The sequence below is a fragment of the Devosia aquimaris genome (assembly GCF_020169335.1).
GTDB lineage: Bacteria > Pseudomonadota > Alphaproteobacteria > Rhizobiales > Devosiaceae > Devosia > Devosia aquimaris.
The window spans coordinates 1,618,756-1,643,534 of the sequence record NZ_JAIEZN010000001.1 but is presented as its reverse complement, the minus strand read 5'-3'; the positions used below and the strand labels follow the sequence as shown (position 1 = coordinate 1,643,534).

The 24,779-nt window shown below is 60.4% G+C and carries 22 protein-coding genes; 13 read left to right on the top strand and 9 right to left on the bottom strand.

The genetic code is table 11. The features are described from left to right. Positions 1-10 precede the first annotated feature (10 nt). Positions 11-985, top strand: coding sequence for an NAD-dependent epimerase/dehydratase family protein (locus K1177_RS07900; protein WP_224702735.1), 975 nt, complete (start codon positions 11-13; stop codon positions 983-985). 15 nt (positions 986-1,000) lie between these two features. Here the strand turns inward: K1177_RS07900 and K1177_RS07895 are convergent, their stop codons facing one another. Both K1177_RS07895 and K1177_RS07890 read right to left on the bottom strand, forming a co-directional pair. Further along, positions 1,001-2,464, bottom strand: a complete 1,464-nt coding sequence (locus tag K1177_RS07895; protein ID WP_224702734.1) for an O-antigen ligase family protein — start codon at positions 2,462-2,464, stop codon at positions 1,001-1,003. Next, entirely contained in the window at positions 2,461-3,288 is an 828-nt protein-coding gene (locus K1177_RS07890; protein WP_224702733.1) for a glycosyltransferase, read from the bottom strand. Before K1177_RS07890 ends, K1177_RS07895 begins: the two co-directional genes overlap by 4 nt. A gap of 192 nt (positions 3,289-3,480) precedes the next feature. Here K1177_RS07890 and K1177_RS07885 point away from each other — a divergent pair, with 192 nt between their 5' ends. Genes K1177_RS07885 through K1177_RS07870 form a run of 4 tightly spaced genes read left to right on the top strand, consistent with a single transcriptional unit; the run spans position 3,481 to position 6,577 of the window. Next, complete coding sequence (locus tag K1177_RS07885) at positions 3,481-4,116, top strand: phosphoribosyltransferase (RefSeq protein ID WP_224702732.1); 636 nt, start codon at positions 3,481-3,483, stop codon at positions 4,114-4,116. Further along, on the top strand, positions 4,113-4,799 hold the full coding sequence (locus K1177_RS07880; RefSeq protein WP_224702731.1) for an HAD family hydrolase: 687 nt from the start codon (positions 4,113-4,115) through the stop codon (positions 4,797-4,799). The genes K1177_RS07885 and K1177_RS07880 overlap by 4 nt, the downstream gene beginning before the upstream one ends. After that, positions 4,796-5,317: a serine O-acetyltransferase gene (locus tag K1177_RS07875; RefSeq protein WP_224702730.1), complete on the top strand. Its 522-nt coding sequence runs from the start codon at positions 4,796-4,798 to the stop codon at positions 5,315-5,317. The genes K1177_RS07880 and K1177_RS07875 overlap by 4 nt, the downstream gene beginning before the upstream one ends. A 21-nt stretch (positions 5,318-5,338) precedes the next feature. Continuing rightward, positions 5,339-6,577, top strand: a complete 1,239-nt coding sequence (locus K1177_RS07870; RefSeq protein ID WP_224702729.1) for an oligosaccharide flippase family protein — start codon at positions 5,339-5,341, stop codon at positions 6,575-6,577. Here K1177_RS07870 and K1177_RS07865 read toward each other — a convergent pair. The 3 genes from K1177_RS07865 to K1177_RS07855 form a co-directional block, all read right to left on the bottom strand. After that, entirely contained in the window at positions 6,567-7,547 is a 981-nt protein-coding gene (locus tag K1177_RS07865; protein WP_224702728.1) for a phage head spike fiber domain-containing protein, read from the bottom strand. The two genes, K1177_RS07870 and K1177_RS07865, sit on opposite strands and share 11 nt — an antisense overlap. Next, positions 7,547-7,810 carry a spike base protein, RCAP_Rcc01079 family gene (locus tag K1177_RS07860; protein WP_224702727.1) on the bottom strand — a complete coding sequence of 88 codons (264 nt, stop codon included), beginning with the start codon at positions 7,808-7,810 and terminating at the stop codon, positions 7,547-7,549. Before K1177_RS07860 ends, K1177_RS07865 begins: the two co-directional genes overlap by 1 nt. A gap of 92 nt (positions 7,811-7,902) precedes the next feature. After that, on the bottom strand, positions 7,903-8,916 hold the full coding sequence (locus K1177_RS07855; RefSeq protein ID WP_224702726.1) for an FG-GAP repeat domain-containing protein: 1,014 nt from the start codon (positions 8,914-8,916) through the stop codon (positions 7,903-7,905). Positions 8,917-9,301: 385 nt separating this feature from the next. On the opposite strand from K1177_RS07855, the gene K1177_RS07850 reads away from it, so the two are divergent. The 6 genes from K1177_RS07850 (at position 9,302) to K1177_RS07825 (ending at position 18,734) form a co-directional block, all read left to right on the top strand. Further along, positions 9,302-10,456, top strand: coding sequence for a plasmid recombination protein (locus K1177_RS07850; protein WP_224702725.1), 1,155 nt, complete (start codon positions 9,302-9,304; stop codon positions 10,454-10,456). A gap of 82 nt (positions 10,457-10,538) precedes the next feature. After that, positions 10,539-13,946, top strand: a complete 3,408-nt coding sequence (hsdR, locus tag K1177_RS07845) for a type I restriction-modification system endonuclease (protein WP_224702724.1) — start codon at positions 10,539-10,541, stop codon at positions 13,944-13,946. Between the two features lie 65 nt (positions 13,947-14,011). Then, a complete protein-coding gene (locus tag K1177_RS07840) occupies positions 14,012-15,547 on the top strand; it encodes a class I SAM-dependent DNA methyltransferase (protein WP_224702723.1) in 1,536 nt (511 codons plus the stop codon). A 33-nt stretch (positions 15,548-15,580) separates the two neighbouring features. Beyond that, a complete protein-coding gene (locus K1177_RS18525; RefSeq protein ID WP_224703712.1) occupies positions 15,581-16,906 on the top strand; it encodes a restriction endonuclease subunit S in 1,326 nt (441 codons plus the stop codon). A 27-nt stretch (positions 16,907-16,933) separates the two neighbouring features. Then, positions 16,934-17,803: a GIY-YIG nuclease family protein gene (locus tag K1177_RS07830; RefSeq protein WP_224702722.1), complete on the top strand. Its 870-nt coding sequence runs from the start codon at positions 16,934-16,936 to the stop codon at positions 17,801-17,803. Positions 17,804-17,810: 7 nt separating this feature from the next. Further along, on the top strand, positions 17,811-18,734 hold the full coding sequence (locus K1177_RS07825; RefSeq protein ID WP_224702721.1) for a restriction endonuclease: 924 nt from the start codon (positions 17,811-17,813) through the stop codon (positions 18,732-18,734). Between the two features lie 379 nt (positions 18,735-19,113). On the opposite strand, the gene K1177_RS07820 is transcribed toward K1177_RS07825, so the two are convergent. The 4 genes from K1177_RS07820 to K1177_RS07805 form a co-directional block, all read right to left on the bottom strand. Next, positions 19,114-19,953: a hypothetical protein gene (locus tag K1177_RS07820; RefSeq protein ID WP_224702720.1), complete on the bottom strand. Its 840-nt coding sequence runs from the start codon at positions 19,951-19,953 to the stop codon at positions 19,114-19,116. 410 nt (positions 19,954-20,363) lie between these two features. Beyond that, complete coding sequence (locus K1177_RS07815) at positions 20,364-20,657, bottom strand: hypothetical protein (protein WP_224702719.1); 294 nt, start codon at positions 20,655-20,657, stop codon at positions 20,364-20,366. An 18-nt stretch (positions 20,658-20,675) separates the two neighbouring features. Continuing rightward, positions 20,676-21,068 carry a hypothetical protein gene (locus K1177_RS07810; protein ID WP_224702718.1) on the bottom strand — a complete coding sequence of 131 codons (393 nt, stop codon included), beginning with the start codon at positions 21,066-21,068 and terminating at the stop codon, positions 20,676-20,678. Positions 21,069-22,013: 945 nt separating this feature from the next. Further along, on the bottom strand, positions 22,014-22,508 hold the full coding sequence (locus K1177_RS07805) for a hypothetical protein (RefSeq protein ID WP_224702717.1): 495 nt from the start codon (positions 22,506-22,508) through the stop codon (positions 22,014-22,016). A gap of 290 nt (positions 22,509-22,798) precedes the next feature. Here K1177_RS07805 and K1177_RS07800 point away from each other — a divergent pair, with 290 nt between their 5' ends. Both K1177_RS07800 and K1177_RS07795 read left to right on the top strand, forming a co-directional pair. Beyond that, positions 22,799-24,061, top strand: coding sequence for a tyrosinase family protein (locus K1177_RS07800; protein ID WP_224702716.1), 1,263 nt, complete (start codon positions 22,799-22,801; stop codon positions 24,059-24,061). A gap of 111 nt (positions 24,062-24,172) precedes the next feature. Beyond that, positions 24,173-24,559: a hypothetical protein gene (locus K1177_RS07795; protein WP_224702715.1), complete on the top strand. Its 387-nt coding sequence runs from the start codon at positions 24,173-24,175 to the stop codon at positions 24,557-24,559. The last annotated feature ends 220 nt before the right edge of the window (positions 24,560-24,779 follow it).

Sequence of the window (24,779 nt, the reverse complement as noted above, 5' to 3'; positions counted from 1 at the left end):
GAGTAGGCCAATGACCAATACTGCGGTGGTTCTGGGCGGGAGCGGGTTCATCGGCTCCCACCTGCTGCGCCTGCTTGCGTCCAGCAAGCGACATGCGCGCATCGTGTCGCTCGACATTGCTGAACCGCGCGAGCGGCTGGAAGGCGTGGAGTATCATCTAGCCGATCTCCGCGACCCCATTCCCGATCGCTACGGCGATAGCGGGGCGACCATCTACAATCTGGTAGCGCTGCGCAATTTCCCCGGACACCCGTTCCAGGACTATTACGAAACCAACGTCGTCTCGGTGCAGCGCGCCATCGATTTTGCCGAGCGCATCGGCGCGGTGGACATGGTCTTCACCAGCACAATGTCGGTCTACGGCCCCGGCGAAGACCCCAAGGTGGAATCCAGTCCGCTGCGCCCGGTCAATCCCTATGGCCACTCCAAACGGATCGGAGAAGCGCTCAATGCCGGCTGGCTCGCGCGCGACCCCAGTCGGCGCCTCGTGACGTGCCGGCCAGCAGTGATCTTTGGTTATCGTGACGATGGCAATTTCACGCGCCTGGCGCGCCTGCTGGAACGTGGCATGTTCGTTTTTGTAGGGCGCAAGGACACGATCAAGAGCTCGGGCTATGTCGGGGACCTTGTGCGCAGTTTCCTGTTTGCGCTCGACAGCGGGCAGCGCGAGGTCGTCTATAACTTCGCCTATCCCAAATCCTACACCATCGCCGATGTGGTGGACGCCTTCCGCGCGGTGGGTGGGTTTGCGCCCGCCCGCGCCACGCTGCCGCTGCCGCTGCTCAACCTGGCAGCAATTCCGTTTGAGGTGGCCAATGCGGTCGGGCTGCGCAATCCGATCCATCGCGACAGAATTCGCAAGCTCTACGAGAGCACCAATATCGTGCCGCGCTGGCTTGTGGACAACGGCTTCCAGTTCCAGACAGATCTCAACTCGGCGCTGGCCGAATGGCGCGAACAGTCGCCGGGCGGTCGCTTTATCTAGCGAACGGGCAGGGCGCTAGGCGGAGGCCTGGGCACCTGATGCTGAAGCGGTCTCCGCTTCGAGCTTGCGCCGGCGGACCTCGCGCCGGATGATGGTGGGCACAGCGGCGGCCATGCCGGCATAGATCCAGATGAAGGGCGTCCGGTAGCTGTCGAAGGACACGCCGATCAACAGCGCGCCAGCCAGGCCAATAGCTGTGGCCAGGATAAGGTTGGTTTCGTCGCGTGTCAGCCGGCGGATGCCCATGGCGCGGGCCAGGCCCACAAAGAAGCTCCACATCACGCCATAGAACGCGGTGAAGCCGACAATGCCCGTTTCGGCAAGAATGCGCCAATAGAGGCTGTAGCTGGGCGGAAATTCGTCGGCTCGAGCCTCGCCCAGGAAGGCATTGACCTCCCAGCTCAGGGTGCTGACGTAATTGACTGCTGAGCGGTAGTAGAAGCCATATTGGCCAAAGCCCACGCCGCCATAGGGGTGGCGCGTCCACATATCGATGGCAGCATTGACGGCGGTGAGGCGGGTAATGTCGGAAATGCGATTGGTGGAGCCGGCAATGCCGGACAGGTCGCCGCCCAGCGTATAAAGGAATACCGGCGGCGCGACGATGATGGCCAATGGCAGGATGACCGCCAGACTGACCATGCGGGCGACGCGTGTCCCGAACAGATATAGGCCCACCAGCAACAGAAGCTGGGCCAGCATGATCAGATAGGCCGTGCGGGAATCCGACATGGTGCCGAAGATGATGAAGAGCAGGCCGAACAGGGCGTAGCGCTGGCGTTCGCCGATAGTGTTGCCGCGATACAGGGCGCCGAACCACAGCGCCGGCAGCAGGCCCACCATGACGATGGAATTGAAGGACGGCTCGAACGAGACGCCGGACAGGCGCCCTTTGGCGAAATAGGGGCCGGTGGACACAAACCGCTTGATGGGGGTGATCAGCTCGCGCAGGGGGTCGATGTACCAGGAGACGACCTCGATGATCCAGATGATCACCAGGAACACCACCAGTGGATGCACCACGCGGCGCACGAATTGCGCGATCTGGGCCAGCGTAACCGTGCGCAGAAAAGCGAACACGGCAAAGGCAAAATAGACGTAGAGCAGGAAGACCAGCGTGGAGTTGACGAATTTGGCCGAGCCGCTGATTTCGCCCAGCATGGCCACGGAAATATCGTCATAGGCCAGCATGTAATTGAGCAGCAGCATCATGGGCACGGCCAGCAACAGCAGCAGCACGCGCAGGTCACTCAGCAGCCGTGTGGCCACCAGGCTCAGCGTTGCCAGCAGGAAACAGAACAGCGGATAGATCGAGGCTTCCACGCTCAGTTCGCGCAGCACCTGCGGGCCGTTGATGCCATTGAATGGCAGGCAGAAGAACACCAGTGCCAGAAACAGGGCCTGAACCTGCTGAATGGTCCAGCCGCTGCGAAGGGCCGGCTGCGCCTGTCCGCTGCTATCGAGGGCGGACAGGGTCACCGCACGATCCGCAGCAGGCTTTTCAGCTTCATGGTGTGTCGCCTCTCCAGCACAAGATTGGGCAACCGGCGCAGCACGCCGAAATAGCTGCCCCAATAGAGGGGACGGAAGTTCATCAGGCAAGCCCGCACGATGTTCTTGGCCTGCTTTCGGGCCTGGCGGGTGGAGATGGCGTCGTCCGCCAGCTCATAGTCGACATAGGCGACGGGCAGGTTGCGCGTTTCGAAGCGCTTCACGATGCGCATGAACAGCTCATAGTCCTGCGCCTGTCGGAAGGTCTCGTTATAGACGCCCACACTGTCAAACACCGCTGTCCGGAACATCACCGTGGGGTGGAAGAACGCGGTGCGGTAGTGGATGGCGTTGCGGATTTTGTCGCTTGCCAGCGGCACCTTGGCGATGCCCACCTCGGTGCCGTCTGGATTGACGTATCGGACATAGCAGCCACACAGCTGCAGCGCGGGATTGTCCCGGAAGGCTTCGAACTGTGCCAGAAGCCGGCCCGGATGCAACGTGTCGCCAGCGTCGAGCCGGGCGGTGAAGGGATAGCCCTGGGCCCGAATATGGGCGAGACCGAAATTGAGCGCCTTGGTGATCCCGCCATTGGCCGGCATGGGCAGCAGCACAACGCGCTGGCCTGCCGCCTCGGCAGGCGCGGTGATGGGCGTGGGGCTGCCGTCGTCCACGATAACGATATCGAAGGCAATGCCTTGACCGCCCAGGCTCTGCAATGTTCTTTCCAACCCTGCCTGATCCTTGAATACCGGGATCAGCAGGGCAATATCGGCGGTCCGCACGGGCGGGTTGGTCGTGGCGTTGCTCATCGGAGGCAGCAAACTCTGGTGACGGACGTCGTGAACACTATGCGTGCGGCCAATTTGTCCGCAAGTTATGAAACTCTGGTTTAACGGCGCGTCATTGACGATAGTCGAGCGCGCGCGGCTGATATGCGTTGACTGGCATTGCCAGCCAAACCCCGGCCCATGCTAGGGTCACGACAGGTGTGGAGGCTTCGAGTGAACCCGGCGTATATCGGCAAGGCTCTCCTGGGCATTATCAGTGGCGTTCCCCGGGTGACCACCCTGGATGAAGCCGGCGTCGCAGAGGCGAGCCTGGCTCTGGCGCGGCAGGTTGCCGACAGCGGCTTTGCGCCCAGCCATATCGTGGCCATTGCCAATGGCGGCATTCCCATTGCCCGGCCATTCAGCACGGTGTTTCCCGAGGCCGAGTTTGTCGTTGTCACCAAGCAGCGCGCGGGCACCCAGCTCAAGGAACAGAGCGCGAGCTTCAAGCAGCTGGTGCAGCAGTCGCCCGATGTCGTGACCACGCTGTTCCGCCGGCTGGAGCATTGGTCGCGTTACCAGGAGCGGGACTTTGCCCGCGAGCCTGTCGTCTTGCCGCCCGATGACGGGCTGGTGTGGCCCGAACTCCAGCATGCGCCGACCGGCATCATCGTGGTCGATGATGCCGTCGACACCGGCACTTCCATCGAGTTCGTCGCCGCCAGCGCTCGCCGTCGCTTCGGGCCGGCGTGTGACGTGCGCACGGCCGCGCTCACCATCAGCGGGGTCAACCCGCATGCCCGGGCCGACTATGCGTTGATGGAAGGGGTCAATATCCGCTTCTTCTGGTCCAAGGACTTCAAAGGATGACCCGGCTGGCATTTGTCGACCTCGACGGCACCTATGTCCGGTCCAACTCCTTTCATCGCTGGCTGAAATACCTCGCCTTCTCGCCGGAGACGCCGTTGTCCCCGCTGGGGCGCGGTGTCGTCTTGGCGCATACGGGCCTGCGCGCAGCGCGGCTGATCTCCCATGCCCGGCTCAAGGCCGCTGTGCTGGGGCAGGTTGCGCAATTGCCTCAGGCGCGACAGGCGATTTCCGCCGCGGCCTATGCCAATGCGCTGGCCGATGACATCGCCGAGCCGGTGCGTCAGCTGGTGGTCCAGCTGCGCAGCGCGGGCGCCCGCACCGTGCTGGCCACAGCGGCACCCGGCAACTATGCCCATGCCTTCGCGAAGGCGCAGGGCTTTGACGATTGCCTGGCCACGGCCGAGACCATTGGCCCGGACTGGCATGAGTTGCTGGGCCCCCACAAGGCCGCTGCGTGTCGGGACTATGCTGCCCGGCTGGGCATTGCCGCAGAGGATATCATCGCCTTCACCGATCACCGCGACGACCTGCCGCTGATCGGTCAATCGGGCCTGACCATCTGGTGCGGCCCAGCCGACCAGCTCCCCTCCATCCAGTCCTCCACCTCCGCCCGCGTCATCGGCCTACCCGCCGCCGCGGCGGTGGGGGAGCGGGGCCTGCTCGCGAAGGGAACGGTCGGATGAACAAGCGCGGTATATGGCTTGATCTCTACAGGAACGCCGGAAGGTCCGGCCTTCTCGGTTTCCTTGTTGCGTTAGTCACCAGCCCAGGCTTTTGCGCAGTGCTGCTCTATCGCATGTCAGTTGCCGTTCGCCGCTGGGGGCCGGTTGGCAAGCTGTTGTCTATTCTGATTTGGCGCTGGAATATTTCTGCGTTCGGATGTCACCTCAGTCCAACATCGACTTGTGGCGAGGGGCTGTTACTGCCCCATCCAGTTGGGATTGTCGTCGGGCAGGGCGTCGTCATTGGGGACAACGTCGAAATATACCAGAACGTGACGTTCGGGACGGCGGACTTCTCAAGACCTGAGTATCCAGTCATTGAGTCTGGTGTGAAGGTCTTTCCTGGTGCTGTCGTTGCCGGCAAAGTGACTGTCGGGCGGGGCGCCGTAGTCGGCGCCAACTCCTATGTGGCAAGGGACGTTCCCTCTGGCATGGTGGTGGCGGGCAGTCCCGCTAAGGTTATCCGGCCTGTTGGTTAGGTCGGCGTTTTGAGGTCCGAAGTGATTGGTTCTGTAATTCGGACATATGGGTTTTTCCTGCTTCGGACCCTCATTCCGCTTGCACTACTGCCTGCATTGTCGCACGCGCTTGGAGCCGAGGGGTTTGGTATCGCGCTCACGATGCAGTCTCTGGGGCTGATCGGCTCGCTTGTGGTTCAGTACGGGTTCCATGTCTCAGCGTCCCGCGAGATTGGCTTGGCCACTGAGCCCGCCCAGATCAAGCTCATCTCGAGCAAAGTGCTGGGGGCGCAGGGCATTACGAGCGTTCTTGCAACCGTGCTTGTCGTTATTGGCGGGTTGTTCACCGGCATATTCTCCGGATCGTTTTGGCCCATCCTTAGCGCTGTCCTGTTCACATTGGGCACAGGCCTCAGCCCCGCTTGGTACTTCAGGGGTACGGGGCGAGCGGCGACGGGAATAGCGCTGGAAGTGATAGGGCAAGCTGTTTCCCTGGTCGCTATCGTCTTGTTTGTTCGCAGTCCCGAACAGTTGGAGTTCTCATTGCTGGCGGTTGCCCTTGGCCCTGTGTTGTCCACGGCAATCGGTCTGGTGTGGTTGATGCGCGAACTTGGCGGTCTCGATCGACCTTCATGGAAGGCAGTCTTGGACGCCGTCACCATAGGATTTCCGCTGTTTCTGGTGCGTGCGTCCAGTTCAGGATTCACGTTTGGTTCGGTTTGGATAGTTGGTCTGTTAGCAACTGCTCAGGATGCAGCGTATTTCGGTGTGGCCAGCAAGCTCATTGGCGCAATTACCGTAATGAGTCAGCCGATTACATTTACGCTGCTCCCCAATATTTCTCGGGCGGCGAAGGAATCTCGTGGCACAGCTATTCGAGTTGCAACCAAATGGGGGAGCGCGCTGCTCATAGTAGCGCTTTGTGGCGTAGCAGGCGTTTATGTTTTGGGCGACTTCGTCATTGGAGTCTTGTTTGCGGACGACATGGCGCCTGCAGCTGAACTCACCAAGGTACTGTCCTGGGTCTGCATTCTGGTAGCCATCAAGGAAACGCTGGGCGACTTGATGCTAATCCCACTGCATCGGGATCGCATTGTTGCGGGGGGGGTGATGTTTGGAGGCGCCAGCGGTCTGGCGCTGGCGCTCCTTCTCGTCCCACTTTGGGGTAGTTCCGGCATGGTACTGGCGAGAATGGTCGCCGAGGTTCTCGTGATACTGGTACTCACTGCCGGCGTCTGGACACTTTTGCGAAGCCCGCAACAGCCTGCGGTCAACTCGTAAGGGTTCGTAACATCCCGCCGTTAAGCCAACCCAATGGAAGTGGTTCGTTTTGGTTGTGCCCGGCAAGGGAGGCAGTGGCCCCGGTGTCCAGCACTGCGGTTGCATCAAAGCTGCTCAAGGGGTGCGTCAGGACCATGATGTCCTCAGCACGGGTTAGGGCGGAGCCGTTGGTTAGGATGGGTGACGTTGCTGCACTGCCCAGTTCCATCTGGCCACCAGCCACCCGCAGCGTCATGGCGATATTGGCTGCGTTGCCATAGGCGATTTCGATGACGGGGCGGACGTAGGCGGTGCCGGGCTGGACCAGGGTCTGGGTTTCGCTGAAGCGTTGCGGCGTGGCGGTGAGGCTGTCGCGGATGTTGCTGCCGTAGAGCGTGCCCAGGGCACTGCCGCCCGGTGCAACCTCGATCAAATTGATACGTATGAAACTGATATTGGCCAGCGTGCCGGCGGGCAGGCTGAGGAAGATCGACTGTGTCCAGGTCTGGCCGCTGGCCGCCGCGATGCCCGTGGGACTGTCAAACGAGATCTGTGTGCCGTTGGCCGAGTTGCTGGTGCCAGACAGGGCGAGGTCGACAAAGGGCAGACCCCGCTCCATGCCGCTGGTGCCCACGCTGGCGGCGAGCCCGCCGCCGACGAAGCGGGTCCAATTGGTGGGCAGGGTGCCCGGCGTGCCGGGCAGGGCGCCGCTGCCAGCGCTGTTGCGGATGGCATTGGTGCGCGCCGGCTCGAGCAGCAGCCCGCGGTCGGTGACCGCAGGCACATCGGCGGCAAAGCTCAGCCAGGTCCCGGCCAGGTCGGGCGCCAACTTGGCGCTGGCGCGGGAGAAGCTCAGCGCCTCCGCCGCGGGCACGCCCTGGCCAGCGCGCATGAAGCGCCAGCCGGTGAAGTCGGCGGCGTAGAGCGCGCCGTTTGGCCACCATGGGGCGGGGCGATTGCCGGACACGGGTGAGAGGGCGAGGCCGAGCATCAGACCAGCCCCACCAGCGCGGTGGCCGTGGTGGCGCTGGCGCGGACTTGGCGCACGCGCAGCGGCAGGATCGCGCCCGATGCCGCGCCGCTGAGCGTCAGGCTGGCGCCCGAGGCAAGCACCAGGCTGATGTTGCCAGCGCCGCCCACATAGAGGGCGCGGGTGATTTCCGGCAGGTCGGCGCCGTCGCTGGGCGTGATGGCAAAGCCATGGCCGGCAGGTGATTCAAGGCCGGGGGCGTGGTCAGCAAAGCGGTCTGGCATGGATATCTCCTGGTCGAGTGATGTCGACCAGGAGCATAGTGCGCCCCGTCGGGGCGGGGACTAACGGCACCGAGGGTGCCCGGGTTACCCGATCAGGCTGGGGTCAGCGTTTCCGGAGCCGTGCTTAGACGATAGGCGCGCCAGCCGCTGGCCGTTTCGAGCAGCAGGTCGTCGATGCCGTCATTGTCATGGTCTTCAACGGCCACAAGTTTCAGGCCGTTGTAGTCCCCCAGCGATATCGACTTGCCGGTACCCAGGGCATAGAGCCAGCCGCTGGCGCGCTGCAGCAGCACCTGGGCGGCGCCATTGCCCTCGAAACTGCCGATGGCCAGGGGCTTGCTGTCGCTGGCCTGGCCCAGGTCCACGGGGCCGGATTTGAGGCTGATGGCGAAGAGCCAGTCGGAATCATCGCGGCGCAGCACCACGTCGGCAAGGCCATCGCCATCCACATCGCCCAGGCCGACAACGCTCAGGCCTGCCACAGAGCCCACGTCGACCGTCTTGCCATCCGGCTTGGCGAGATAGAGCCAGTCGCCGGAGCGCATCAGCCTGTCGGGTGTGCCATCGCCATCCAGATCCGCCTCGGGGCCGCCGAGCAGGGCAGCAACCGACAGGCTCTCCGGCGTGGCGGTCACTTCAGTCTTGGTCTTGGCGGCGGGCTCGGCTGCCGGTGCGGCCGCGGCGGTTGTCATCGCGGCGCCGCCTTCAAGCAGCTTGCCAATTGCGGTGGCGGCAGCCGGGCTCAGCGGGCCGGCGCTGCACACGGCCTGGATGCCGCCCTGGGCGCAGAGACTGTTGATCTGCGCGATGGTGTCTGCCGTCAGCAGGCCGGTGGGGGCATCGCTACGCAGGCCGCGCTCGATGAGCGTCTGCTGGATCAGATAGACATAGAGATTGTCGTTCACGGCCACCACTTCGGGCAACAGCGTGCCCATGCCAGTGCCTGCGGCGGTGAGAGTCTTGCTGGCGGCCTCGAAGCCGGCCGGGCCCCGGACAGTGCCGAGGCCGGTGATCATGTCGGTTGGTTGGCCAGACTGCCCAAGGGCTGGTCCGGCCATTGGCCCAGCCATCAGAATGGCGAAGGCGAGAGCTTGATAGGCTTTCATGGCGCGTCTCCATTGCGTGGTGAACGGGAGGTTAAGGTTTTTGGACGCGTCCGACCAGCCTTTCCGGCACCCTTGCCCTTCCAGCCTGCGCAAGGCAGGTCTGAGATGAGCGGGCAGCACATCTGCGTCAGCGCCGAGGCGGGCGCATCTTTGGATATCCGGGCAGTTTTGGGGAATGGTGCCGGCAGCAGGGTTCGAACCCGCGACCCCCTGATTACAAATCAGGAGGTGAACTTGCAAAACTGGCGGAAAACATCGGTTTTTCTGCATCCTGGTTTACACTGTCGGGCGATATCGATGACCAATTTGCGGGCGTCTCCCGTATCGGCTGTAAACCAATCAACTCCCGAGAAAACGGTCCTGGTCGCGCTGACGGGGGTGGGGCATGACTTTCTTTGCTTTCACGCACAGCGAACCTGTCGAGACCCGTCAGCGTCTCAGGGACCTTGAACGTCATGGGCTGCGCGTGGACCTGCTGGCGCGGAAAAATCTGCGGCACGGTGCCATCTCGGGCGCCGGCTTGGATTGGCCGAACTTTAGTGGCCGCCGGCTCACCAAAGCATATGCAGAATTTAAGAAGCGCAACGACGTGAATCCCCGAAAAGGAGCCCAGTTGTTGCACTCCATAGGGATTGGCATCTCGCCAGGTTGGATAAGGGAAACGGGTCATCTTCATGACCCCGCTAACCCTCGTAACGTCCAGATTTTCGACGCGGCCATCGCGTGGGTCAAGAGCTTTGCCGGTGATGATGCCGTCATTAGCGCCCGTATGGACTTGGATGAGGAGGGCGGTGGCTGGGTGGACGTCTACTTCGCGCCGATCCGGCTGGAGAAATACAAGGGGCGTTCGCAAACCAAACGGGTGATTTCCGTGAACAAATGCCTTGAGGAAACCGCAGTCGGCTTGGGGTATCCGAAGGGATCTCACTATTCCGCTTTGAACACAAGCTGGGCCAAATACGCAAAGAAGCATCTCGACCCAGCCATTGAGCGTGGCACACCCGGGCGCGACACGGGCAAGGAGCATCTGACCCCTCGTCAGTACAAAGCTGAACAAGAGGCGAAAAAGAAAGCTGCATCTGCGGAGCGGCGGGAACAGGAAGCCCTTGCTCAGAAGATAGAGTTTGAGGAGGCAACAATTGCCATCGAGGAAGATCGCAAAAAGCTCGCGCGATCGTTCGAGGCCAACGCGAACACACTATTGGAGATTTTCACTGATCCTGAACTCGAAAAACTCGAGCCAAGGCCGCGAGCTGGCACCTGGAAAGCACCGAAGTCCATCGCGGCCAAGGTCAACACGTTGGGTCCTATGATGAACGTGGTGTTGAAAGTGCTGGACACACTCGCGATCAAGGTGGCGGAGCTGCGGGAAAGGCTGGAAAAGATCGTGCGGCGAGAAAAGCAACTTGGTGACGTATTGGTCGAATTGGAGAAGGTCAAAGACCGTTTAGCGGCAGAAGACTTGCAAGCGGTCGAGCGGGGAAGGGCGGTCGCTCGAAACGCCGAGAATGCGGCAACCACCGATGAGCCTTCACCCTGATAGTCAATAAGGCATTTGCAAAGGTCGACAAGAAGGTGGCTAAATGGCCAAATGAGAGAAAATCTCTAGAGCTGGGGGGCACTTGTCGGCAAATTTCGGTCATTTGAGCCAACTCAGTCCAGAGCTGTATCGCCTCGGCACCCTAGCAGAGCGCTTTTTTGCTGAGGACGCCAACACGTCGCTGATCAAAAGTCGTCAGTTTGGCGAATACATGGTCAAGGAAATTGCTGCGTTGTCCGGCGTGTATGACCCCGAGCGCCAGGAAAAAACGAACGACCTGATCCGCCAACTGGCAACGCAGCAGGTACTGCCGCGAGAAGTGGCCGACATTTTCCACGCTGTGCGCCGGAGCGGCAACGAAGCGAGCCACGGCGTTGGTGGCTCGGTTGCCGACGCGCTGGCTGCACTGAAGTTTTGCCGAGCACTCGGGGTTTGGTACCGCCGTACCTTTGGGCGTGATCCAGACTTCAAGTCGGGACCATTTGTACCACCTCAGACCACCCAGGAGCTGGACAGGGCCACAAAAGCAGAGCTGGAGGCCCTCAAGCGCCAAGTGCAACAGGCGGAAGCCGAGCTTGCTGCCGCCAACGCCTCTGCGGATGAGCTGGCCAAAGCGCGGGCAGCTGCGGAAGAGCTTGCTCGACAAGCGCAACAAGAGAGTGCGGTTTGGGAACAAACTGCCGTTGAACTTGAAGCCAACCAGTCTGTGCTAGCTAGCAAGCTAGCTCAACTGCAGGCCCGAGCTAGAGAGCAACCGCAGCAAAGCCAAATTGAGTTCAAGCAGGCCGGCCTTCGGGCGGCCAGCCGGCTCGAACTCGATGAACGGCAGACCCGCCGTCTCATTGATGTGCAGCTCGTCGATGCAGGTTGGGAGGCCGACAGCGACAATCTGGTATTTCAGAATGGTGCCCGACCCGAAGCTGGACGAAATCTTGCGATTGCCGAATGGCCATCGGAAGGCGGACGTGCGGACTATGCCCTTTTTATCGGTCTCACCTGCGTGGCCGTCATCGAAGCGAAGCGGGAAAGTGTCGACGTGCCGTCGACGTTGCAGCAGGCTGAACGCTACGCCCGAACCATCACCTTACCGCCAGAAAACCGGCATCCCGATGGCCCCTGGAGGCATGGTCTGACTGAGCCCATCCGTGTACCATTTGTCTTTGCCACCAATGGGCGGTCCTTTGTCCGTCAGTGGCCGACAAAATCGGGGATATGGTTCTGTGATCTGCGCCGCGACACTGACCATGCCAGACCGCAGACGGCCTGGTTCTCGCCCAAAGACCTGCTTGATATCCTGTCGACCGATCTGGACGCTGCGGCCGCCGGCCTGGCCGATGAGAGCTTCGGCAAGGGCAGGATGCGGCCTTATCAGGAGGAGGCGATCGCCGCGATCGAGGACGCAATCGTCGCTGGCCAACGTGATATTCTCATTTCGATGGCCACGGGAACTGGCAAAACCCGCACGAGCATCGCCCTGATGTACCGCTTGCTCAAACATAAGCGGTTCCGGCGCATCTTGTTTTTGGTCGACCGCAAGGCGCTGGGAAAACAGACCAGCGACGCGCTGGAGACGACCGAGATCGAGGGGCTGTTGAACTTTGCCCAAATCTACAAGGTGGCGGGTCTTGATACCAAGGTGCCCGAGGCCGACGATCAGGTGCAGGTGGCAACCATTCAATCGCTGATCGCGCGTGTGCTGAATGAACCCGATCCCGCCAAACGGCTGACGCCCGGAACCTTTGATTGCATTATCGTGGACGAGGCGCATCGTGGCTACACCCTCGATGCCGAACTCCGCGAGAGCGATATCGGCTTTCGCAATCTTGAGGATTATCAATCTGCTTACCGGCAAATCCTCGACTATTTCGACGCAGTGAAAGTGGCGCTCACGGCGACCCCCGCGCTGCACACCCGCGAGATCTTTGGCCATCCGGTCTTTCACTATGGATACCGCCAGGCCGTGGTCGAAGGCTATCTCAACGACCATCTGCCCCCAAGACGCATCACCACCGCGCTGTCAGAGGCCGGCATTCATTTCGATGGTGCGGAAGAGGTCGAGATCATTGATCGTCAGACCGGCCAAATTGATCTCTTCGACCTGCCTGATGACGTCTCGCTGGATTACGATGTCGCCGATTTTAACAAGAAGGTCTATTCCGAAGCCTTTAACCGCATTGTTTGCCGAGCCATTGCGACGGAAATTCCGCCGGAGCAACCGGGCAAGACGCTGATCTTTGCCGCGCGCGACGCCCATGCGGACGATATTGTACGCTTGCTGATCGAGGAGCTCCAGGAGGAGTACGGCAAGGACGCCGTGCCACACGGCATGGTTGCCAAGATAACTGGCAATGTCGATAAACCCGACGACCTAATCCTCAAGTTCAAGAACGACCCATACCCAAAATACGTGGTGACCGTCGACCTGCTGACTACGGGCATCGACGTGCCCTCCATCTGCAATCTGGTGTTCGTGCGCCGGGTCAAGAGCCGCATCCTCTATGACCAGATGATCGGGCGGGCCACGCGCCTTTGCCCGGAAGTCGGCAAGGAGCATTTCCGCATCTTTGACGCCGTTGATCTCTATGCAGAGCTGCAGGAGATGACCGACATGCGGCCCGTCGTGGTCAGGCCGGATATCTCGCTCGGTCAGCTGGTCGCCGACCTTGGCAATGCGCAAACCGATGAGGACAGGGACTGGGTGGCCGGCCAGGTCGTCGTGCGCATGCGCTCGATGAGCAAGCGAATCGACGACGAGACCCGGCAGAGTTTTGAACGGCAGGCGGGCGAACCAGTGGAGGCTGCTGTTCAACGCCTGTCAAAGTTGTCCGGCGCCGCCTTGCTGGACTGGCTCAAGGCCAATCCCCGGATCGTCGAGCTGCTGGATCGTCGGCCAGCAGGCGGGCGCGGCGGTGATGGCGTGGTGATTTCGCCGCACGAGGATCAACTGCTGCGCATCGAGGAGATTTTCGGCCAGAACACGACGCCGGAAGATTACATCACCGGCTTTGAGCGCTTCGTGCGCGAGAACATGAACCAGGTGCCCGCCCTGATTGCTGTTACCCAACGGCCGCGCGATCTGACGCGCAAGGAATTGTCAGAGCTGGCAGGCCTGCTGGACGAGAAGAACTACTCCGAAGCCATGCTGCGCGCTGCCTATGGCCGGGCGCGCAATGCCGATATTGCCGCCCATATCATCGGCTTTGTGCGCCAGGCGGCTTTGGGCGATCCACTGGTTGCCTATGCGACGCGCGTGGAAAACGCCATCGTCAGGATGGAGCAGTCGCGCGCCTGGACGGCCAAGCAGAAGGAATGGCTGCGCCGCATTGGCAGGGCGCTCAAGGACAAGCCGGTGGCCGATCCCAGCCTGCTCGACCAGGGTGTATTCGCCGACAAGGGCGGTTTCAAGCGCATCTCGCAGGAATTCGACGGCGAGCTGGGCGATGTCCTGCACAGGTTCAACGAGGCGATCTGGGGACCATCGGCCGCCTGAGTTGACCCGGGCTGCCCACCCACTACAAGCGAGCCTCAGACCGGCCAGCGGAAGCGAATCTCACCATGAATGCCAATACCATCGTTCAAAAGCTCTGGCGTCTCTGCACCGTCCTGCGCAAAGACGGCATCACCTATCAGCAATATGTCACCGAGCTGACTTATCTGCTGTTTCTCAAGATGATGGCCGAGCGCAATCGCGAGACGGGCAGCCTGCCACTCGGCATGCGGTGGGCGGATCTTGTTGCCGCCAATGGTCTCGATAAGCTCGAGCGCTATCGCAAGACGCTGGTTACCCTGGGCGCGGCCAGCACACGGCTGGGCAAGGACGATGCACTAGTATCGCCGCCCGCCGACACGGCCACGCCAGAGGAGCGCAAGCAATATGCTGATGCGCGACCGCTGCCGGATATGGTGCAGGAGATCTTCGACAATGCGTCGACTTTCATCCGCGAGCCGCAGAACCTGACCACGCTGGTGACAGCCATCGACGAACTCGACTGGTTTTCCGACGAGCGCGACCAGTTCGGCGATCTCTATGAAGGGCTGCTGCAGAAGAACGCCGAGGAGACTAAGCGCGGAGCAGGGCAGTATTTCACCCCGCGCGTGCTGATCGAACTACTGGTGCGCCTGATGCAGCCCCAGCCCGGCGAGAAGATCCAGGACCCGGCCGCCGGCACCGGCGGCTTCCTGATAGCCGCCGACCGTTTCATACGCGCCAAGACCAACGACTATTTCGATCTCGGCGAAAAGCAGCAGAATTTTCAGAAGCATCAGGCCTTCCGCGGCATGGAAAACGTGCCGGGCACGCTGCGCCTGCTGCTGATGAACCTTTACCTGCACGATATCGACAGCGATCAAGTCCATCTGGGCGATACGCTGTCGGACAAGGGCACCGGCCTCGGCCGCGCCAACCTCATCCTGACCAATCCGCCCTTTGGCCCGGCGGGTGGCGCCCCGACGCGGCAGGATCTGTCGGTCACGGCGACGGTTTCGTCCTATCAACTGCCCTTTGTCGAGCATTGCATCCGCGCGCTGGAGCCTGGCGGTCGGGCCGCCATCGTCGTACCAGACAATGTCCTGTTCGAGGATGGGCGCGGCAAGGCGCTGCGCCAGATGATGATGGACTGGTGCGACGTGCACACCATCCTGCGGCTGCCGACCGGTATCTTTTACGCCCAAGGGGTGAAGACCAATGTCATCTTCTTGACGCGCGGCAAGACCGAGACGGGCAATACCAAGGCCGTCTGGATTTATGACCAGCGCGCCCAAATGCCCAAATTCGGCAAGACGACGCCGCTGACCCCGGCGCATTTCGAAGGTTTTGAGCAGGCGTTTGGCAGCGACCCCTATGGCAAGCAGCGCGGACGTGACGAGGGCGAGGCAGGGCGCTGGCGCCAGTTCAGCCGCGCGGACATTTCGGCTCGCAGCGACAATCTTGATATTTCATGGCTGCGCGAGGCGGAGGACGAGGCGGAAGAAGGGCTGATCGAGCCCGATGACATCGCAGCCGCGATCCTGGGGCATTTGCAGGCTGCGTCGCTGGAAGTTGAGGCTCTTGTTGCGGTTCTAAACGATGAGTTGCCTGAGGCGGCGGAATGAGCGGCCTGCCCAGAGGATGGGTGCAGGCAAAAAATTAGCGAGATCTGTGATCTCATAAACGGGAAGGCATTCAAGCCAACCTACTGGTCAACGAGCGGTCTGCCCATTGTTCGAATTCAGAACCTGAACAACGCCGCTTCGGCCTTCAACTTCTTCAGTGGAGAGGTGGAAGACAAGTTTCTGATCGAGAACGGACAACTTTTGTTCGCGTGGTCAGGTACGCCAGGCACTTCTTTTGGCGCGCATGTTTGGAGCGGAGGTGATGCCGTCCTCAACCAGCACATATTCAAGGTCAATTTTCCGACGCACCTACTGAACAAGCAATTCCTGAAACATGCGATCAATCAAAAGCTTGATGAACTTATCGGCAAGGCGCACGGCGGGGCGGGGTTGCAGCACGTCACCAAGGGCAAATTCGAGGAGACAGTGCTCTCTCTCCCACCCCTGGCCGAGCAAAAGCGCATCGTGGCCAAGCTGGATGCGCTCTCCGCGAAATCCGCCCGCGCCCGCACCGAACTCGCCCACATCGAAACCCTCGTCTCCCGCTACAAGACGGCCGTACTTAGTAAAGCGTTTAGCGGGGAGCTGACGTCAGCTCGATTTGCCGAGGCGGAGGGTGAAAGAAGGCTTGGCCGTCCGCTGCACTGGGAGCAGATGCAGCTGGGTGAAATCGCCGACATTAAGTCCGGGATCACGCTAGGAAAGAAACGCAAGCCGGACGAGCAGTTGTTGGAGTTGCCATATCTGCGCGTTGCGAATGTGCAGCGCGGTTGGCTCAACCTTGATCAGATCAAGACAGTTCAGGTCACCGCGAAAGAAGCGGAAGCGCTTTACCTTCGAGAAGGCGACGTGCTCATGAACGAGGGCGGAGATCGCGACAAGCTAGGACGCGGCTGGGTATGGGAAGGTCAGATTCCTGACTGCATCCACCAAAACCACGTTTTCCGGGTCCGCTTGGCATCAGGATCGGTACCGTCTCGCTTTTTGTCCTATTACGCCAACGAGTTTGGGCAGAAGCACTTCTTCGACGAGGGAAAACAGACGACAAATCTGGCTTCCATCAGCAAGGCGAAGCTATCTGCAATGCAAATTCCTGTTCCGCCCTTCGATGAGGCTACGGAAATCGTTCGCCGCATCGAATCCGCCTTCGCCAAGATCGACCGGCTGGCCATCGAGGCCAAGCGCGCCCTAACGCTGCTGGGCAAACTGGACGAGGCGATCCTGGCCAAAGCCTTCCGCGGCGAACTGGTCCCCCAGGACGAAAACGACGAACTCGCCGAACACCTGCTCGTCCGCATCCGCGCCGAGCGCGAGGCGGCGCCGAAAGTGCGGCGCGGGCGGGGACGACAACAAGCGTAGCGCAATCGGCAAGCGACGAGGGGGAGCATGGCAAACGCCTTTTTTACCTATGTCTGGGGCACGCCAGGCAATCCATGCTGGCCGCTGACCTTCGGGTCAAAGGCTGCACGCACAACTGCCAAGCGAGCCTTGAGCGAAGGCGATTTCGTCTTCACTATTGGCACCAAGGGCGAACCAACGTCGCTGCCGGAGAGGGGGCGGGTGCTTGGCGTCTATCAGGTCTCTTCGCTTGAAGTGAACACCCAGGACTATGTGGGCCAGATCGGCGAAGTCGATGTGGTTGAGCGGGTGGTCAGCAAGTTCCCCTTCGCGCTGCACCCCATCGCAGCCTGGCAAATCACCGCCGCGGCCAACGTCTTTTCCGCAATTGCCGGGCCGTTGACCGGCGCGCACCACCTGAAAGCACAATCCACCGTTGTGGAACTCGATGCAGCCACAGGCGCAGCGCTTCTGGCACTTGAGCGGCGTCCCGTCGCCCTCGCCGAGCCCAAAACGCTGCTCGGTCGCGGCCTCGTCGCGCAGAAAAATAGCAAGCTGGCCCCCAAGCACGACGGCGAGTTCAGCGGACACTTCGGCGAACACGACATCTGGTATGTCTATGCGCTCGCCCTTAGGGATCAGCGGGGACGCGATCTGGCCTTCAAGATCGGATATGCCAGCGACCCCGCTGCGAGGCTAGCAACGCACAACGCGCCGATGGCCTCGGAAGTGACGGGGCTGACCTGGCAGCTTGCACTCAAGCAGCCGACCTCGACTGAGGATGAAGCGCGCGCGGTGGAGCAGGCGCTTCTGGCGCATTTCTCGACACAGAAACTGCCAAGCAATGGTGAGATCGTTGCGGGGCCGTCCCAGTCAGCCATATTGTCGGCCATCGCCGCCATTCTGCGATCAAGTTGAGGCGCCCATGATCCCCGATTACCAGACCCTGATGCTGCCCGTACTTCGCCTCGCGGCGGAGGGCGAAACTCGGGTGGCCGATGTGGCCGGGCGCATCGCCGATGATCTCGGCCTGACATCGGACGAACGCGAGCAGATGCTGCCAAGTGGTCGCCAGCGTGTGCTGCACAACCGTATCCACTGGGCCAAGTTCTATATGAGCAAGGCCGGGCTGATCGCGTCACCGGCACGCGGTCGGTTCGTGGCGACGGAAAAGGGCAGGGCCCTGCTGGCCAGCAAGCCCGAAAAGATCGATGTCGCGCTTCTGATGCAGGAAACGGCATTCCGCGAGTTTTACCGGAACGAGTCCAGCACTGCCGGCACAGACACCGGGATCATTGAGCCCGTTCGCGCCGTCGCCGCCTCGACGACGCCAGAAGAGCAGATCGATGCCGCCTATGCTTCGCTGACAGGCGCGTTGCGTGACGAGCTTCTGGAGCGGATCCTCGAAAATAGCCCAGCCTTCTTCGAGCAGCTTATCGTCGACCTGCTTGTCGCCATGGGCTATGGCGGCAGCCACAAGAACGCCGCGGCCCAGCTGGGTCGCTCCGGCGATGGTGGCGTGGACGGCATTATCAACGAGGACCGGCTCGGGCTCGACCGCATCTATGTGCAGGCGAAACGCTATGCGCCCGCCAACCAGGTCGGTCGTCCTGACGTCAATGGCTTTGTCGGCAGCCTGGTCGGGCTGGGCGCCAGCAAGGGCGTGTTCGTCACCACCTCGACCTTCAGCCAGCCCGCGCGGGACTATGTGAAACACCTAGCCCAGCGCATCATCCTGATCGACGGACGGGAGCTGGCTGACCTCATGATCGAGCATCAGGTCGGTGTTCGCGGCTATCGCACGGTGGAGTTCAAGCGTCTCGATGAGGACTTTTTCAACGAAGAGTGACGCACTTTGGAAGGCTATGGGGAGCCGCTTGAGTGGGCCTCTGGAACGCCCTCCGGAGACGGTACAAAGGTGTGTCGGATGGCATCTGGTGGTCTCAACGCCTGAAGTTTGTTTGACCTAGTTTTATTGGGGCAAAGTCAATGCCCCAACCCACGGGGCGTTGACCCCCTGACGGGGGCCGCTCTGCTTCAACGCCCAGTGGGTCAGGTCAGCGATGATGTGCCCGGGTTTGCTCGTGTCACCAAGGTGGTCTTTAGCCCCGAGACCGCCCCTCGCGCTGTCGCGCAGGGCGGTGAAGTCGCCTCCGGCTCCTCTCGCGGAAGCCAAGATTTTTTGGATGCGGAAGTGATCGGGGCGTATCGGACTGGCGGGCAGGGGGCTACTCGTAACCGGGGACTTCGCCGAAACGATAGAGGATTTCCCTTGGGCCGTTCATGCTGCCGGGAGGTACGCCAATGTGCTTCCAGGCAACCACACCGGCGTAGTCGCTGCGCACCATTGCTCGCGCCAAATCCAACGCCTGCTCCTCGGATTCCATTTCCCTGGGATCGGCGGACTGCACAAGCTTGTCGTCCTGGTCACGCACAAATCCGGTCACAAAGAACGCTTCCCTCAGGGTAAAGAACCAGTCCGGTTCAGGCGGTTCCGAGCTCTGGAAGGAGATTTCGGTTTGCCGGAGCCGTTCTTTCTCTGCGCTCCACTCTCGCAGCTGGTCACCAGTGATAGGCCGCTCGGGCAAGTGCGCAGGTGGCCATTCACCTGGGAACATTGTCAGTTCTCTGATCGACGCCGGATCAGCTGCGCACTGGTCCAGTAGCCTCTGGATCGCCGCATAGGCGTTTGCCGGACGGGCCGTATAGAGCATTATAGTCTGACCTTCACTTGGTCGTGGGACGTAGCGAAAGGCGTGTGTCGCGTGCGCAGCATCCATCTCCAGGATCACGTCTGCAACCTCGTGGCTTGCCCTGAGCCCTTTGCTGACCGCCATCAGGAGGAGCTCCTTCAATGAGTGCCGAACGCGTGGCTCTTTGAGCTCTTTTTCGCTAGTGCCGACCCGCTCAAGGAAGGATTTGAGCGCCAGCTCTGCCGCCATTGCGAACAGGTGGTTCAGCGGCTGCCAAAAATCATCTGCCGTAGTCGAGCTCTTGTGCAGTACCCGTGCTGCGTCGAGGTACCGGACAGCGACCGTCAAGATTGCCCGATGGGCGTTGATTGCCATTGGTAATCTCGACCATTCCTTCGAATGCTTCACGCGCCACGCCCGCGAAGCAAACCCGGGGCTGGCTCTGACGCTGAGCGTGGCCAGTAGCACATATGTTCCGCGAGAACCCGAGCAGAAGCAAGAGGCGCCTGAAGTGGCCGCATTTCGTTGAGGACTGGCTAGAGCTTGTGAGATTTGACGAGAAGGCCGCCCTACAAAAGGTGCGGCTGGTCATTTGGTTGTGCAAGCCTGTACGAACATTGGCGCGAGCCGGTTGGTGGACGGTGCCGAGAGGCAGCAACGCGCCCCATTCCGGTCTTTCGATGTGCCTCGGGCCGCCCCCAACAGCGGACATCGCCATTTGCCCAATGAACGACCTGCCTGGGGTGGATAGTTGCCATACCGAAAATCCGGCTAGCCTTCGATCCTCAACTTACGCCAGTCGTCTCTGAGGAAACCCTGACGCAGTCGCGCTTGTAGCCCACCTCCTCAGGCTGGTCTCTGTTGTTGATGGCGAAGAGCCTCGCCTCTTCGACGAGGCCCTGCAGCAAGAAGTGGCGGATTTTCGGATGGAGCTGCACCTCGATGTCCGCCCGTTCTCGGGTGGCCGTTTCCCACCCGCCCTCCTTGGTGCTTTCGGCCAAAGCGAGTGCGCACTCGTAGTAGTGACGCCACCTTCTGCCGGGTGCCGGCAGCCGAAGAGGGTCTTCGCTGTCGGGCACGGATCACGCCAGTAATACTCAAATACTATTCCTGAAAAAGGCGAAAGAGCCGACGTGGAGCGGGGTGGCCACGGCGCCTATGGCGACAAGCCTTTGCGCCTGTGCCTTCGCGTTGGCCCGGTCGGTTGCCGAAGGCCGAGCCGAACCGCCCTTACTCTCGAAGGCAAACCACTCACCCGCTGCGGACTGGCCTATGAGATCGGGCCGAGAGCGTCCAAGGATGGATGGATTAAGAGTGTCCTTGAAAACGTCAAGGTGCAGCAACCAGGGCGTATGAAGGTAACGTGAGGCAAACAGCTTGGTGAACGTCATGCCGAGGAAGTAACTCACCATTCCATTTTCGGTAGGATCGAGGGCGGCGAAAGCAGAAGTCTTCGCAATATTGCCGTCTCCGTCTTCGTAAAGGGCCATGCGTACTAGCGACAACCGGAACATGGCTTCGTGAAGGGACGCCTGACCATGCTGCAGGACATGATAGGTGCTCGGTCTGCCAATGGTTGCCGCAGCCCAGAGGACATCGTCCCACGATGCACCCAGGTTACCCAGCCCGGTACGCTGAAGGGGGCGCGAAATTCGTCGCTGCGAAAACGGATGTCCATAGTCCGCAATATCCCTTGGTGGCATACGGTTGTTGGCGCCAGTTTGGCAGGATTGTCTCGATCATCGTCAACATGAGCGGGCACGAAGTACACGTCAATAGTCATTCTAAACCACTAGAAACTACCACCATTCCGTATTGTAGCGCGGCTAGGCATGCATAACTGCGGCCTTCAGAGCCGCTGCATCTAAGCTCGAACCAAGCAATAAAATCGACAGCGGTGGGCCGCTGTGCAATCGGCAGCGGCGACGCCGTCATCTGTGCGAGTGCTTCTTGCACGAAATCATTTACTAGCGATCGCACAGCAGCAATTACGTGCTGCGGGCCCCGCGTTCGACATCAGTAAATTTCGGCCATGCGCCCCATTCGGATCGTCATGAGGGCATTTGCAGCTTCATAAAACCGGACGGCCCGATCAAGTCGATACGATAACGACAATGGGGGCGGTGTTGGTCAGCCTGCTTCTAATCAATCGACACGCGGTAGGCCATCGGCATCTGTGACCAGCGCATCAAGCAACCTGATCATTGATTTGGCCACCGACCGCTGCCCTTTTCAAGCATCCGACATATGCATCAGGGCGATGTGCTCCGGCCCGTTGAACACCACTTCCCCGCTCAAGGTCTCGGATTTAAGGTCGAGGAGTATGAGATATTGGGCCTTGGCTTCCACGTGCCGAAAATTCGCACCCCTTCCCGTGCCGGTCGCTTCGAGGCACTTCATGAGCCAGAGCCGTTTCGCTCCCAAAGTTCATGTAACTACGGTGATTTAACTGCGATGAACTGCGCCGCGAAGCCTGCGGGTGCGCCTCCGTGAGGCGCCGTTCGCACCACCGCGCCGATCAGCGCCGGGACCTGATCGATAGAATTGTCCCAAGTCGGCGACAGATAGGCGAAATAGTCATACGCCCACATCTCGCCGCCAATCATCCCGGTGCCCTGGAACTTCGCAGTGACCGCGTCCTGGCCGTACTCGGCCTGCCCGGAGATGGTGAGCGACCAACCTGATCCGCCAAGTGTGCCCGTTATCCTCCCGGTGTCATCTTCGTCGATGACGACCTGAGCAATGCCAAAAAGCAGGTTGTTCGGTTCGACAGAAGCATTTGGGTCATTGATGAAACTTCGATAAGTCCATGATCCTTCAAACGCACCTGAAGTGTCGGGCAGTGTTACTGAAACACTGGCTGGCTGCGCCAAAGCGGCACTTGGCGCAGCAATTGCTAGTAAAATCAATGCAATAAATCGACCGGTCACGTTTGGCTCTCCCTTGTCAAATTCGAGGTTCAGTTCTCACCCTCAAAGCTTGAAGATGATATTGTAGTTGACGAATATTATTCGTAGTCACATTCTGAAGTCCACGAAAAATAAGGAGTGCGGTGATAATGGACAGAAGGTCAGTGTTGTTGTCAGGAGCCGCAGTCCTGGCAGCGCCGTTTATTCAGACGTCGCCTGCGAGGGCACAGGTAACGCGCATTAGGCGTGATGTGACGAGCCTGTCGACTTCTGATCCATTCTTCACTCAGTATGCCGAAGCAGTGAAGGCCATGCACGACTTGCCGCAGTCGGATCCAAGATCATGGTTCTCCCAGGCCATGATCCATCTCGACCACTGCCCGCATAGGTCACAGGGCTTTGCGCCGTGGCACCGCGTCTACCTCCTGAACTTTGAGGCGATTTGCGCAGATCTGATCGGCAATCCTGACTTCGCTCTGCCGTACTGGAACTGGGCCAATAACTCCGGCCGGCTGCCAGGCGCATTCTTTGGCGGCACTAATTTGGACGTGGGGTTCTGGGGTGATGATGGTTCCCAGGTCGGCACGTCGGCAACAAGCGCCCTCACGCCAACCTTCGGTCTTCATGACCATCCGGCGGTTGGCAGCATCTTCTTCCAGAGGCAAATCGATCTACTAAAAACGCAGACGGATTTCACTCTGTTTTGGCGGCAACTTGAGGGCAATCAGCACAATACCGTCCACGGCGTGGTTGGTGCGACTGGCGGGCACATGGGGTCCTTACTTTCGCCGTTGGACCCGTGCTTTTGGCTGCACCACTGCAATGTGGATCGCATCTGGGCCGAGTGGCAGGCCGCGGGCAATGTTCAACCAGCCATAGGCGAGAACTACGTCGGGCAGTTCGTCGATGGCGCAGGGAACTCAGCCGACTTCTCAGCTGATCAGTATGTCCCGCTCGCGAACCTCGATTACAGCTACGACAGTATCCAATTGCCGGACATCCTGTCGCCGTTCCTAAACGAACCCACGGACGAGGCGCTCAACAACCTGTTGAGGCAGGAAATTCGTCCGATTGGAGTGGGCGAGGCGCCGGCGGAAGCGGTGCTACCAAACGTCGAGACGTCGGTAGAGGTCCGGAGTGCTGGCATCCTGGACGAGTTGTTCGAGCAACGATTCTTTAGACCCGCCGAAATTTTTAGCACTCAGCGAGTGGGTGTCGGACAACGCCGCATCCTAGCTCGGTTCCGTGATGTGCGGCCGACCAGCGCTGCAAACGGGATGATCGCGAAGGTTTTCGTTAACTGTCCGTATCTCAGCCCCGTAATCGACTACACGGATCGCAACTATGCCGGTGCTTTCGCGTTCTTTGCGGTTGGCGGGAGCGCGCATTTGGGGCACCACGGCGGTGAAGGTAGTGACTTTGTGGTCGACATCACTGAGCCACTGAGGGACCAGGCAGCGAACGGTCGGTTGGACCCCTCCGCTATCGAAGTGCAGTTGATGCCGGCGATTAGTGAAACCGGTTCGCCCGAGGCAAGCTTCACGTTCAACAGTGTTGAATTGCTGAGCACCTGAACTGTAATTCAGCCACCTTCTTCCTACATTAGGTAAGAAGGAGTATGACCTATGTTCCGAATTTTATTCGTTGCCGTCGCGGTCGGCTGCTCTGCTCAGAGGGGGGTGTCTATGGAGCAAATCCAGACGCTTTCCCTTCCTGAAGAGAGCGTGGTCAGTGCGGACACCTCGGTCGCTGTGAACCTGCCACAAAATGTACCCGAGGCTGCCTACTCGCTGCTGGTTACCATCAAACCTCTTGCCGTGGGCTCAAGCAACTTTGTAATGCAAGCCTGTCCAGAAGCCACTTGTGAAGCAGCCCCAGAGCAGGCATTGGCGATCATGAGCTTCTTCCCGCCCCCGATAGTGGGTGAGGAGCGGCAGTTTGTAATCCAGGTGCCGGCGGCCGCTAGTGCAGCTCACTCGCAGGACAAGCTCGTGCTGTCTCTGGTTCCACTCGTCGAGGGAGGAGCGAAGGCGACCGAACTCCAGATCACTTCGGTTGAGGTCATGCAGTAGCAAGCGTGATCGACTAGCGCACGTACCCGCACTGATGCCCGATGCGGTCTGGTCGCCAATTGGCTAATCGAGACTTGCGACGCTAAGGCGCATGAGAAGGGGCAAGTTCTCTGGTTCGGCCTCGTCGCGATTTTGTGATGCAAAGTTACCACAATAGCGCGAAATTGGATGCCCAAATGTCCCACGAAAGCAGGTGGCTCGATGATAGTCACGCTCGGGC